Source organism: Streptomyces iranensis, from assembly GCF_017874715.1.
Taxonomy (GTDB): domain Bacteria; phylum Actinomycetota; class Actinomycetes; order Streptomycetales; family Streptomycetaceae; genus Streptomyces; species Streptomyces iranensis.
In genome coordinates this window covers 225,578-238,417 of the sequence record NZ_JAGGLR010000010.1, presented here as the reverse complement: position 1 = coordinate 238,417, position 12,840 = coordinate 225,578, and the positions used below count along the sequence as shown (strand labels likewise).

General features: G+C 74.1%; 9 protein-coding genes. 6 read left to right on the top strand and 3 right to left on the bottom strand.

The window, feature by feature from the left end; all coding sequences use genetic code 11:
- The first annotated feature begins 429 nt into the window (after positions 1-429).
- Both J2Z30_RS20125 and J2Z30_RS20120 read left to right on the top strand, forming a co-directional pair.
- Positions 430-1,236, top strand: a complete 807-nt coding sequence (locus tag J2Z30_RS20125; RefSeq protein ID WP_044569214.1) for a TIGR04222 domain-containing membrane protein — start codon at positions 430-432, stop codon at positions 1,234-1,236.
- Positions 1,237-1,321: 85 nt separating this feature from the next.
- Complete coding sequence (locus tag J2Z30_RS20120; RefSeq protein WP_063790887.1) at positions 1,322-3,178, top strand: alpha/beta hydrolase; 1,857 nt, start codon at positions 1,322-1,324, stop codon at positions 3,176-3,178.
- Between the two features lie 219 nt (positions 3,179-3,397).
- On the opposite strand, the gene hemQ is transcribed toward J2Z30_RS20120, so the two are convergent.
- Genes hemQ through J2Z30_RS20105 form a run of 3 tightly spaced genes read right to left on the bottom strand, consistent with a single transcriptional unit; the run spans position 3,398 to position 7,558 of the window.
- Positions 3,398-4,114, bottom strand: a complete 717-nt coding sequence (gene hemQ, locus J2Z30_RS20115; protein WP_020867857.1) for a hydrogen peroxide-dependent heme synthase — start codon at positions 4,112-4,114, stop codon at positions 3,398-3,400.
- Positions 4,115-4,118: 4 nt separating this feature from the next.
- Entirely contained in the window at positions 4,119-5,663 is a 1,545-nt protein-coding gene (gene hemG, locus J2Z30_RS20110) for a protoporphyrinogen oxidase (protein WP_044569215.1), read from the bottom strand.
- Complete coding sequence (locus J2Z30_RS20105) at positions 5,660-7,558, bottom strand: IclR family transcriptional regulator domain-containing protein (RefSeq protein WP_044569216.1); 1,899 nt, start codon at positions 7,556-7,558, stop codon at positions 5,660-5,662. Before J2Z30_RS20105 ends, hemG begins: the two co-directional genes overlap by 4 nt.
- 109 nt (positions 7,559-7,667) lie before the next feature.
- Between J2Z30_RS20105 and J2Z30_RS20100 the strand changes: the two genes are divergently transcribed.
- The 4 genes from J2Z30_RS20100 to J2Z30_RS20085 all read left to right on the top strand — a co-directional run bounded on the left by J2Z30_RS20100 (position 7,668) and on the right by J2Z30_RS20085 (position 12,679).
- Entirely contained in the window at positions 7,668-8,849 is a 1,182-nt protein-coding gene (locus J2Z30_RS20100; protein ID WP_044569217.1) for a 4-hydroxybenzoate 3-monooxygenase, read from the top strand.
- A complete protein-coding gene (locus tag J2Z30_RS20095) occupies positions 8,846-9,685 on the top strand; it encodes an IclR family transcriptional regulator (RefSeq protein WP_245388205.1) in 840 nt (279 codons plus the stop codon). The genes J2Z30_RS20100 and J2Z30_RS20095 overlap by 4 nt, the downstream gene beginning before the upstream one ends.
- A 107-nt stretch (positions 9,686-9,792) precedes the next feature.
- A complete protein-coding gene (locus tag J2Z30_RS20090) occupies positions 9,793-11,244 on the top strand; it encodes an MFS transporter (RefSeq protein ID WP_044569218.1) in 1,452 nt (483 codons plus the stop codon).
- Positions 11,245-11,287: 43 nt separating this feature from the next.
- Positions 11,288-12,679: an FAD-dependent oxidoreductase gene (locus J2Z30_RS20085; RefSeq protein WP_044569219.1), complete on the top strand. Its 1,392-nt coding sequence runs from the start codon at positions 11,288-11,290 to the stop codon at positions 12,677-12,679.
- Positions 12,680-12,840 lie beyond the last annotated feature (161 nt).

Genomic DNA, 12,840 nt, shown 5'->3' with positions numbered 1-12,840 from the left:
AGGCCTGGGGCAGACCCCGGCCCGAGACCTGAGGCAGAACCCCCACGCGGCGGAGCCGCATACCGATGCCGCGCGAAGGAGCAGAGCCCCGGCCCGAGGCCTGAGGCAGACCCCCGACCCGGGACCTGAGGCAGACCCCCGGCCCGGGACCTGAGGCAGAGCCCGACGGGCAGACCCCGACCCGAGACCTGGGACAGACCCCCGACCCGAGGCGTGGCGCAGACCCCGGCCCGAGACCTGGGGCAGAGCCCCCCCCACGCGGCGGAGCCGCATACCGGTGCTGCTGTGGGGAGGGGCGGGACCGCCGCGGGTGTCATGGTCCGTCGGACGCCGCGTCGTGGGTCTGCGCGGCGCTCGCCGCATTCGTGCGAGTCGTTCATATCGTGAAAACCGTGGCGCGGTGATGGCCGGGTCGAGTAGAACTCGGCCATGTTGTGGGTCCTCTTCCTGCTCGTCGCGTGGGGCGCGGCGGTCGTCAGTTGCACGCGGCTGTGCCTGGCGGCGGTGGCCGCCGCTCAGCCGATGGAGCCCGAGCCGGGGGCGGATGGGAAGGGCCTGAGCCTGTACGAGGCGGCGTTCCTGTCCGGTGGGCCGCGGCGGGTGGGGGATCTGACGCTCGTCACGATGTACCGGGAGCGGCGGCTGCTGCTCGCGCACACCGGCTGGGTCACCGTGGTGGATCCGGACGGGCGGGACGAGCTGGAGCGGGCCGTGATCAGCGCGATAGGACCGGAGGGGCAGGCCCCGGTGCGGCCGGTGCGGGCCGTGCTCGACACGGCCGCCCCGGTGCGGGCGCTGGGTGACCGACTGGTGACGGCGGGGCTCGCGGTGCCCGCCTCGGCCCGTACCAATGTGGCGGTCGCGGTGCGGCAGGTGCGGGCGGCCTGCGCGCTGGTGCTGGCGATGGCGGCCGCCGCGCTGCTGCTGGTGCCGCCCGCGGCGGGGCGCGGTCCGGTGGCCGCGTGGTTCGTGCTGCCGCTGCTGCTGACGGCCGGCTGTCTGCTGATCGCCCGGGTCGAGGCGCATCCGTACTCGCGGTGGGCCTCCCCCGTCGGTCAGCGGCTGCTGGGCCGGATCGACGTGCCCCCGCGGCGGACCCTCGCCCAGCGCTCCGGAGGCGGCGCGGACGGCGGTGGCGACGACGGCGACCTGCTCACCGCGCTCGCCGTGCACGGCACCGCCACCCTCCCCGACCCGGCGCTGCGCGCGGCCCTGAAGACGCATTGGGGTCATTGACCCCGACACCGCGGCCCGGTGCTTTACATGGTCATCCGGCGCGCCAAATATCCCTTTCATCGCGCGATGCACGAAGGGATGGCCAGTGAGAGCAGCAGCGCTGTACGGCATCCTCGGGCCGCTGTCCCTGTCGCTGGCCATGAGCGCGCTGCTCGCGACGCCCGCCACCGGCCGCCCGCTCGCCGCGCCCACCGTCCCCGCCCCTACCCCCGCCGCCACGAATCCCGCGACGCCCACCGCGTCCACCAGATCCGCCACGGCCCCGGCCGGTGCGGCGGGCGCGCCCTCCGCGACCCGTTCGGCCCCCGCCGCCTCCGCCGCGCCCACCTGGACCACCTGGTCCGCCCCACCCATCTCGGCCGCCCCAGCCCTCCCGGCCGCCGCCCCGCCCGGCAACGCGGCCGCGGCCCGTGGCGTGGCGTTCGCCGCCCGGCGCGCGGCGCAACGCGGTATCGCCTTCCGCCGCTGCCCCCGCGCCGAGGCGCTGGCCGCCCCCATCACCTGCGGAAAGGTCTCCGTACCGCTCGACTACGCCCGTCCCCGCGGCAAGCACGTCTCCCTCACCGTCAGCCGGATCCGGGCCACCGGCCCGAAGGCGCGGCGTCAGGGTGCGCTGATCTACAACCCCGGCGGACCGGGCGCCTCCAGCATGGCGTTCCCCGAGTACGCGGCCGAGGACGCCTTCCGCCGGGTGGCCGCCGCCTACGACTTCGTCGGCTACGCCCCACGGGGTGTGGGCCGCTCCGCGCCGCTGTCCTGCCAGCGGCCGTCGGCCTATGCCAAGGCGCCGACCAGTTCCCCGCCACACCCCACGGCCGCCTTCAAACGGCGGCTGGTGGCGCGGGCGCGCGCCTACGTCCGGGGCTGTGTGCGCCGCTCGGGCCGCGCACTCGCGCACTACACCACCTTGAACAACGCCCGCGACCTGGAGGTGCTGCGCGCCGCGCTGGGCCAGCGGCGGCTCACCTTCGTCGGCGCCTCGTACGGCACGTACTACGGGGCCGTCTACGCCACGCTCTTCCCGGGGCGGGTGCGCCGGATGGTCTTCGACAGCGTGGTCAACCCCGCCCCCGGGCGGATCTGGTACCGCGACAACCTCGACCAGTCGCTGGCCTTCGAGCGGCGCTGGCGGGACTGGCGCCGCTGGGTCGCCCGGCACCACGCCGTCTACCACCTCGGCGCCACCGCGGACCGGGTGCTCGCCTCGTACGACACGGCGCGGCGTCGGCTGGCGCGGAAGCCGGCGGGCGGGGTCGTCGGCACCGCCCAACTCCAGAGCGCGTTCCTGAGGACCGGCTACAACGACGCCTACTGGGATCCCGCCGCCCGAGCGCTGGCCGCGTATCTGCGCGGCGACCCCGAGCCGCTGATCGAACTCGCCGCGCCCGATCCGGCGGAGGCGGCCGACGACGAGAACGGCAATGCCGTCTACACCGCCGTGGAGTGCAACGACGCGCCCTGGCCGCGCGACTGGGCCACCTGGGACCGCGACAACACCGCCCTCGCCCGCCGCGCGCCCTTCGAGACCTGGGACAACGTGGCGATGAACCTGCCGTGCGCCTTCTGGCCGCTGAAGCCCGGCCGCCCCCTCGACGTGGGGAACCTGGAGGCCGTGGGCCCCCGGACCGGGCGCGTCGCGCTACCGCCGGTGCTGCTGCTCTCAGCGGAACGGGACGCGGCCACGCCGTACGCGGGGGCGAAGGAGCTGTGGCACCGGCTGCCCGGCTCCTCGCTGGTGACCGAGCGGAAGGCGGGGACGCATGGTCTGTGGGGCGGCCCGAACGACTGCGTCAACCGCCATGTGGACACCTATCTGCTGACCGGGAAGACCCCCGGCCGGTCTGCCTTCTGCGCCCCGCGCCCGGAGCCCGCGCCGCTGCCGGAACCGGCCCCGCTGCCCGAGTCGGGCAAGCAGCCGGCCGCGATCCCGGGCACGCCGTAGGAGAGCGCCGGGGCCGGTGCGGGACGGCTGTAAGGCCGTCCCGACCTCCGTAAGGCCCTGGGAGGTGTCCGACGGATGGTGTCCGACGGATCTTGATGCCTGCGGCGGGCTGCTCTTCCGCTCCCCGCCCCTTCCCGACGCCTGACGACATCCGGGTCCAGGCGGAGCTGCGGGTCCGGGGCGGAGCCTCCGCCACGCGGCGGACACCCCGTAAGGGCGTCAGGCCAGACCGGCGACGAGCTCGGAGACCGCCCTGCGCCGCCCGGTGTAGAACGGCACCTCCTCGCGCACGTGCCGGCGCGCCTCGGAGCCCCGCAGATGGCGCATCAGGTCGACGATCCGGTGCAGCTCGTCCGCCTCGAAGGCCAGGATCCACTCGTAGTCGCCGAGCGAGAAGGACGCCACCGTGTTGGCGCGCACGTCGGGGTAGCCGCGGGCCATCTTGCCGTGGTCCGCGAGCATCCGGCGGCGGTCCTCGTCGGGCAGCAGGTACCAGTCGTAGGAGCGGACGAACGGGTACACGCTCACGTACTCGCGCGCGTTCTCGTCCGCGAGGAACGCCGGGATGTGGGACTTGTTGAACTCGGCCGGGCGGTGCAGCGCCATGTTGGACCACACCGGCTCCAGGTGCCGTCCCAGCCGGGTGCGGCGGAAGAGGTTGTACGCCTCCTGGAGGGCGTCGGAGGTCTCCGAGTGCCACCAGATCATGACGTCCGCGTCGGCGCGCAGCCCGGACACGTCGTAGGTGCCGCGCACGGTGACGTCCTTGGCGGCGAGCTGGGAGAAGAGCTCCTCGACCTCGTCGGCGTAGCCGGTACGGTCCTCCGGCAGCACATCGCGCAGCCGGAACACCGACCACAGGGTGTAGCGGATGACCTCGTTGAGGTCCTTGGCCTTCTTACCGGCATTGGGAGTCTTCTCAGGTGCAGCAGTCATGGCCCTATTCTCGCTCTCCGGCTCCGGCGCCCGGCTCCAGGGGGCCCGCCAGGGCGCCCAGCAGCTCATCGGCCGCCTTACGGGCGCTGCCGACGCACGCGGGGATGCCCACCCCGTCGTAGAGGGCGCCGCACACCGCCAGCCCCGGCACCTTGGCGACCTCGGCGCGGATGCGGGCGACCCGGTCGAGATGGCCCACCGGGTACTGGGGCAGTCCGCCGTCCCAGCGGTCCACGCGGCTCGCGACGGGCTTCGCCGTCAGGCCGACGGCCTCGCCGAGATCGGCGAGCGACATCCTTACCAGATCGGCGTCGTCCCGCTTCAGATCCGCCTCGTCGTCAAACCGCCCGATCGAGGTACGCAGCACGAAGAGATCGGGACCGGCGTCGCGCAGCCAGCCCCACTTGCGGCTGGAGAAGGTGGCCGCCTTGATCGTCCGGCCGTCGACCGGCGGCACCAGGAAGCCGCTCCCCTCGGCGAGCGAGGCCACATCGGTGCGCCGGAAGGCCATGGTGACCAGCGCCATCGAGGCGTAGTCCACGGTGGCCAGCTCGGCGGAGGCGGCCGGGGCCCCGGCGGCCAGCAGCCGGGCGGCGGCGGGCGCGGGCACCGCAAGCACCACGGCGTCGGCCGCCACCACCGAGGGGCCACCTGTGCCGCGTGTGCCGTCCGCGCTGCCTGTGCCGCCTGTGCCGTCCACGCCGCCCGTGCCGTCCGTGCCGCCCGTACCGTCAGCGCCGTCCACGGCGACGGTCCAGCCGTCGGCGGTGCGCCGCAGCTCCCGTACGGGCGCCCCGGTGCGGATCTCGCCGCCCGCGGCCCGTACGGCGTCGGCGACCGCGAGCGGCAGCCGCCCGATCCCGCCGTCGATGCCCATGAACACGGGGCCGTCCTGCCGTCGCGCGGAGCGCTCGGCCAGCTCCCGGACGCCCTCGGTCAGCGGGCGGCCGGACTGGGCCACCTCGAAGAGGGTGGGGACCGACGCGCGCATCGAAGTGCGATACACATCGCCCGCGTACACCCCGCCCAACAGCGGTTCCACCAGCCGGTCCACGACCTCGCGGCCGAGCCGCTCCGCCAGGTACCCGCCGAGCGCCACGTCCTCGCCGACCGGCGTGGGCGGCAGCTCGCGGTCGCGGGCGATCCGGGCCATCCCCTCCTCCGAGATCACGCCGGACGCGGCCAGCGGCTCCAGATCGCCGGGGACGCCCATCACATGGCCCTTGGGCATCGGGCGCAGCCCGCCGCGCGTCCAGAGGAAGGCGGTCGCGGTCGCGGGCGGCTGCAGCCGGTCGCCGAGGCCCACGGCGCGCGCCAGCTCGACCGCCTCCGGGCGACGGGCGAGCATCGACTCGGCGCCCAGGTCGACCGGTACGCCCTCGATCTCGCCCGAGCGCAGCTTGCCGCCGAGCCGCCCCGACGCCTCCAGGACCGTCACCCGCGCCCCGCCGTCCAGCAGCCAGTGGGCCGCCGCGAGGCCCGCGATTCCGCCGCCGATGACCACGACATGGCCGGTGCGCCCCGCCCCCGGGGTGTTCGCCGCTCTCATGCCCCCACTCTCTCACCCGCCCCCAGGGCGTGCTGCGCCGAGGCCGTGGCCAGGTCGGCCTCGATACGGGCCGCGGTGGCGCGCAGCGCCGGGAGGAGCTCGCCGCGGGCGCTCTCGGCGGTGCCGCGACCGGCGTGGGTCGCCACGTTGAGCGCGGCCGCCACCCGTCCGCGCGCATCCCTCACGGGCACGGCGAGCGACCGCAGCCCCTCCTCCAACTCCTCGTCGGCCAGGGCGTACCCCTCGGCCGCCGCGCGCTCCACGACGCGCGCCAGCTCGGCCACGTCGGTCACGGTGTGCCGGGTCAGCGGCTCCGGCCGCACCCCGGCGAGGTGGGCGGCGCGGGCGTCGGCGTCCAGGCCCGCGAGCAGCACCCGGCCCATGGAGGTCGCGTAGGCGGGGAAGCGGGTGCCGATGGTGATGTTGACGCTCATGATGCGGACGGTGGGGACACGCGCGATGTAGCGGATGTCGCCGCCGTCGAGGACGGCCAGGGACGCCGACTCATGGACGATGCGGACCAGTTCGCGCATGTGCGGCTGGGCGATGTCGGTGAAGCCGAGCTCCGCCAGGGGGGCGTAGCCGAGCTCCAGCACTCGCGGCAGCGGCCGGAAGGTCCGGCCGTCGGCCTCCGCGTACCCCAGCTCGACCAGGGTGAGCAGCGAGCGCCGGGCGGTGGCCCGCGCCAGCCCGGTGGCCTCCGCGACGGCGCTGAGCGTCATCCCCCCGCCCCGGCCGCCGCCAGGCCCCGCGCCGACGAGGCCGTACGTCATGCCCCCGGTGGCGCCGGAAGCGCCGCGCGCCGCGTCCTCCACCGCGCGGGCCTCGCCCTGGTGCGGGCCCCGCGCCCCGCCCAGGGCCGCCCCGGCCAGGGCCGACCCGCCCAGGGCCCGCAGCACGGCCAGTCCGCGCGCGAGGGACTGCAGGAAGCCCGCTCCCAGCTCCCGCTTGGCCATCCGCGCGGGATCCTCGCCCACGGCCGTGCCGGAGTCCGCCGTACCCGAAGCGACCGAAACAGCCGAGGCAACCGAAACAGCCGAGGCGACCGAAGCGACCGAAGCAACCGACCGTGGCCGACGCGCCGTCAAAGCCGCCTCCATCGCCGGGAGTTCCGCACCCAGCGGCCCCAGCACCGCCGCCCGCAGCGAGTCCACGTCATGGCGGCTGGTGTGGCTGACCACGTTGACCGCGCAGACGGTACGGCCCGAGGCGTCCCGTACCGGAACTGAAACCGCCACCAGCCCCGGTTCGATCAGCTGGTCGTCGACGGCCCAGCCGTCCCGGGCGGCCTCCTTGACGCGGGCCTCGAAGTCCTCGCCGGAGGCGGGCCGATGGCGGGGCGGGACGGCCGGGAACGCGGTGTCCAGGGGGTCCTCGGCGCGACGGGCGCGCCAGGCGGCCCAGTCGGCCCCGGACCACTCGGCGGCGAAGAGCGCGCCGGGCGAGCAGCGCTCGGCGGGGAGCAGATCGCCGATCCGGAAGGCGAGGGACATGGTGCGGCGGCGGGTGACCTGGACGACGAAGCGCACCCCGCCGCCGTCGGGGACGGCGACCGAGACCGACTCGTCGAGCCCGTCCGCGAGCCGCTCGGCGAACGGGCCGAGCGCGGCGGGCAGTCCGCTCGCGGCCAGATACGCGTTGCCCAGCTCCATCAACCGGACCGCCAGGCCGATGTCGCGGCCGTCGAGCGTGACGTAATCGAGCTGTTCGAGCGTGCCCACGACGCGGTCGACCACGGACCGGGCGAGCCCCGTGCCGCGCACGAGATCACCGGGCCGGACGGCGGTCCGTCCCTCGTGTGCGGCCAGCCGGGTCAGCTCGCGCAGCACGGCGAGGCCGCGCTCGAGAGGCCCGACGGGGCCATTGACAGGTGGTGGCACCGGGCTGAAACTCATCACCAGTCGATTATGAACGAAATTTCACTCAGCGAACAAGTGGCGAAGGCGAAACGGGCCGCATGGATCACCACAGCGACATGGACCACCACGGCAAGGGGACGATGTGATGCGCACGACCGTCGGCATCATCGGTGGCGGGCCCGCCGGGCTGCTGCTCGCCCGGCTGCTGCACCGCGCCGGGATCGGCTGCGTGGTGCTGGAGAGCCGGGACCGGGCGTACGTCGAGCGGCGCCAGCGGGCCGGGATCCTGGAGCAGGGCACCGTGGACGTGCTGCGGGAGTGCGGCGCCGGCGGGCGGCTGGACCGCGAGGGGCTGCCGCACCAGGGCATCGAGCTGCGCTTCGAGGGCCGCGGCCACCGCGTGGACTTCCCCTCCGCCACCGGCGGCAAGTCGGTGATGGTCTACGCCCAGACCGAGATCGTCAAGGATCTGATCGCACTCCAGCTGGAGGAGCCGGGCGGCCCCCCGCTGCTGTTCGAGGCCGAGGCGCTGGCCATCGAGAAGCCGGACTCCGCCGCGCCCGTCATCCGCTTCCGCCACGAGGGCCGCGAACAGACCCTGAGCTGCGACTACGTGGCGGGCTGCGACGGCTTCCACGGCATCGCCCGGCGCGCGATCCCCGCCGACCGGGTGCGCACCTTCGAGCACGCCTACCCCTACTCCTGGCTCGGTGTGCTGGCCGATGTGGCGCCGTCCTGCGAGGAGCTGATCTACGCCCGCCATCGGCGCGGCTTCGCCCTGCACAGCATGCGCTCCCCCCATGTCTCCCGGCTCTACCTCCAGGTGCCGGGCGGCACCGACCCCGACGACTGGTCCCATGAGCGGATCTGGGACGAGCTGTCGACCCGCTTCGCGCTCGACGGGGACTGGACGCTGGAGCGCGGCCCGATCACCGCCACCTCGGTCACTCCGATGCGCAGTTTCGTCCAGGAGCCGATGCGCCACGGCCGGCTCTTCCTGGCGGGCGACGCGGCGCACATCGTGCCGCCCACCGGCGCCAAGGGGCTCAATCTGGCCGTCACCGATGTGATCACGATGGCCCGCGCGCTGATCCACCACCAGGAGACCGGCTCGTCCGAGCTGCTGGACGGCTACTCGCGGACCTGTCTGCGCCGGGTGTGGCAGGCCGAGCGGTTCTCGTACTTCATGACGGACACGCTCCACCGCCGCCCGGACGAGACCCCGTTCGAGGACCGGGAGCGGATCGCGCGGCTGGAGCGGATCGCCTCCTCCCCCACCGCCTCCGCCGAGCTCGCCGAGAACTACGTCGGCCTCCCGCTGTCATGACCGCCTCCGGCCCCCTCACCCCCATCAGCCCACCGGGCACCCGCGCCACCGACGGCCGGGACGGCGGCCGCTCGGTCGCGGGCCGGATGCTGGCGGTCCTCGACGCGTTCGACGCCTCGCACCGCTCACTGTCCCTCACCGCCCTCGCCCGGCGCGCCGGGCTGCCGCTGGCCACCGCGCACCGGCTGGTCGCCTCGCTCACCCGCTGGGGCGCCCTGGAGCGCGACGCCACCGGGGCGTACCACATCGGGCTGCGGCTGTGGGAGGTGGCCACGCTCTCCCCGCGCGGGGTCGGGGTGCGCGAGGCGGCCCTGCCGTTCATGGAGGACCTGTACGAGGCCACCCACGAGAACGTCCAGCTCGCCGTGCGGGACGGTCTTGAGGTGGTCTATGTCGAGCTGATCTCGGGTCACTCGGCGGTCCAGGTGCGCACCCGGGTCGGCAGCCGCTGGCCGCTGCACGCCACCGGCGTCGGTCTTGTGCTGCTCGCTTACGGGCCGCCACGGCTGTACGAGCGGGTGTGCGCCCGCCCGCTGCGCCGCTACACCGAGATGACGATCCAGGACCCGCACCGGCTGCGGGCCGCCCTGGCCGAGGTGCGGCGCACCGGGATCGCGGTCAGCGACCGGCAGATCACCATGGACGGGCTGTCCATCGCCGCCCCGGTGCGCGGACCGGGCGGGGAGGTGGTGGCCTCGCTGTCGGTGGTGGTACCGGCCGCGGAGGGGCGGGCCCCGGGGCTGATCCCGGCCGTACGGGTCGCCGCGCACGGCATCTCCCGTACCCTCGCCGCCGCCCTGGGGCAAGACCCCGTCGCGGAGGCTTCCGGTCGGTGAAAGACCCGCGAACGCGCCTTGCCGCGCCCGATGTCCGGCCACATTCTGTGTGGCACCAGCCGAGCCGCCGAGCCGACACGCCCAGGCCCGAGAGGGGACATGGAGACATGCCCGAAGTGACCGCAGAGCCCACCGCGCAGGGCCGGGAGGCGCCCCGCGGCGGCTGGCAGCCGTATCACACCCTGTGGGCCATGCTGCTGGGCGGCTGGCTCTTCTCGTACGCCGACCGCACCATCACCGGCCCCGTCGTCACCTGGCTGATCGAACACGACCACGGCATGCTGGGCTCCGCCAGCCATCCGCACGCGCTCGGCGGTCTGATCGGCAGCCTCTTCTTCGCGGGCTACATGCTCACCCAGTTCCCCGGCGGCTATCTCGGCGACCGCTTCGGGCACCGCACCATGCTCGCGGTCTCGCTGCTGTGGGCGGGGGTCGCGACGCTGGCCAGCGGCATGATGAGCGGGCTGATCGCCTTCGTGGTGCTGCGGGTGCTGACCGGGCTCGGCGAGGGCGTCTTCTACTCCAACGACCGCTCGCTGATCGCCCAGCGCACCCCGCCCGCGAAGGCCGGTCTCGGCATGGGCGTCGCCATCACCGGACTGGCCATCGGGCTGACGGTCGCGACCATCAGCGCGCCGTACCTGATCGACTGGGGCGGGGAGGTGCTCGGCGAGGAGGACGCCTGGCGGATGCCGTTCCTGGTGCTGGGTGCCGCGACGCTCGCGTTCGGCGGGGCCACGGCGGTCTATATGCGCCGCATCGGCGGCCCGCTCAAGGCCACCGGCTCCACGCTGCGGCTGCTGGGGATCTCGGCGGTGCTGTGCGCCGCGGTCATGACGGTCTATCTGATCGCCGACGGGGCGGGGATGCCGAGCTGGGGCGTGGCCATCCTCGAATGCGTGCTGGCGTTCGTGCTCATCGGGGCGATCTTCGCCCGGCGCAGCGGCCGGCTGGGCGCGGTCTCGCGGAACCGCAGTGTGCTGCTGCTCAGCTTCGCCTTCATCGCGGTCATGTGGAACCTGTGGTTCTTCAGCTTCTGGTCGGTGTCGATCGTCGCGGACGCCGCCCACAGCTCGTTCCAGAACGCCGCGCTGGTGGCCACCTTCAACGCGGGCGCGGGCATCCTCGGCTTCCCGGCCGGGGGTCTGCTCTCGGACCGGGCGAAGGCCCGGGGGTGGGGGCGGCGGCCGCTGCTGATCGCGTTCACCGTGGTCCAGGGCGTGCTGGTGCTGGTGTTCGCCGCGTATCTGCAGACCCATGAGAAGCCCTCCCTCTGGGTGATGTCCGTCCTGCTCTTCGTCTCCAGCCTGTTCTTCAACGCGCTCCAGCCGATGGCACACGCGCTGCTGAACGACGTGGTGGACGCGGCCGAACGCGGCGCGGCCTTCGGGCTGTTCAACCTGGTCGGGGAGATCGGCGCGGTGGTCAGCCCGGCGCTCAGCGGCACCCTCTTCGACCACTACGGCAGCTGGACGAACGCGGTCTACATCGACGGCGCGCTGATGCTCGTCAGCGCCGTGCTCTACACGCTGATCCGGGAGCAGACCTCGCGCGCTTAACTTGGTGCCCTATAGCCGGACATCCAGTGGCGGAGGGGCATTCATGACGGCGGCACGACGCATGGTGGTCATCGGAGGCGACGCGGCGGGCATGTCCGCCGCGTCGCGGGCGCGCAGACTCAAGAGCCGGGGCGAGCTGGAGATCCTCGCCTTCGAGCGCGGTCAGTTCACCTCGTACTCGGCCTGCGGCATCCCGTACTGGGTCGGCGGGCTGGTGAACGGCCCCGACGAGCTGGTCGCCCGGACGCCCGAGACCCACCGGGGCCGCGGGATCGACGTACGGACCCACACCGAGGTCGTCGAGATCGACCTCGCCGGGCAGCGGGTCCTGGCGCGGGACCTCGATCCGCACGGCGAGGGCGAGCAGTGGTACGGCTTCGACGACCTGGTCGTCGCGACCGGCGCCCGGCCGCGCCGCCCCGGGATGCCCGGGATCGACGCCCCCGGCGTCCACGGGGTGCAGACCCTGGACGACGGGCGGGCGCTGCTGGAGTCCCTGGAGGCCACCCCGGTCGAGCGGGCGGTGGTGATCGGCGCCGGGTACATCGGGGTGGAGATGGCCGAGGCGCTCATGCAGCGCGGCTCCCGGGTGACCGTCCTGGAACGCGGTGAGCAGCCGATGTCCACGCTCGACCCCGACATGGGGCGGCTGGTGCGCGACGCGATGTCGGGACTCGGCATCGACACCGTGACCGGCGCCGAGGTCGCCGAGGTGGTCACGGGTGAGGACGGCCGGGTGCGGGCGGTGGCCACCAAGATGAGCGAATACCCCGCCGATCTGGTGGTCCTGGGCCTGGGCGTGGCCCCGGAGACGGGGCTCGCCCAGGAGGCGGGGCTTCCGGTGGGCGAGTACGGCGGGCTGCTGACCGATCAGGCCATGCGGGTGCGCGGTTACGACAACATCTGGGCGGGCGGCGACTGTGTCGAGGTCCTCGACCTGGTCTCCGGCCGCACCCGGCACATTCCGCTGGGCACCCACGCCAACAAGCACGGGCAGGTCATCGGCTCCAATGTGGGCGGCGACTACGCGACCTTCCCCGGTGTCGTCGGCACGGCGGTCAGCAAGGTCTGCGATCTGGAGATCGCCCGCACCGGGCTGCTGGAGGCCGAAGCCGCCGCCGTGGGGCTCCAGTTCGAGACGGTCACGATCGAGGCGACCAGCCGCGCCGGGTACTACCCGGAGACCCGGCCGATGACGGTGAAGATGCTCGCCGAGCGGCGCACGGGACGGCTGCTCGGCACGCAGATCGTCGGCCGCGAGGGCGCGGGCAAGCGGGTGGACGTCGTGGCGGTGGCGCTGACCGCCGGGATGACGGTGGAGCAGATGACGGCGCTGGACCTGGGCTACGCCCCGCCGTTCTCGCCGGTGTGGGACCCGGTACTGGTGGCGGCGCGCAAGGCGGCTGCGGCCGTAAGGGGGGCGGAGCACCGCTGAGGGGGCCGTGCGCTGTTCCGGGGCGTCCGGCGGGCCATGCGGTGGAGCCGCATATCGTTGCTTACCCCGCCCCGGGGTGTCCGACGGTACGCGTACGCCTGCGGCGGGCTGTTCCCCTACCCGCCCCTCCCCACAACCGGGGCTCCGCCCCGGACCCCGCT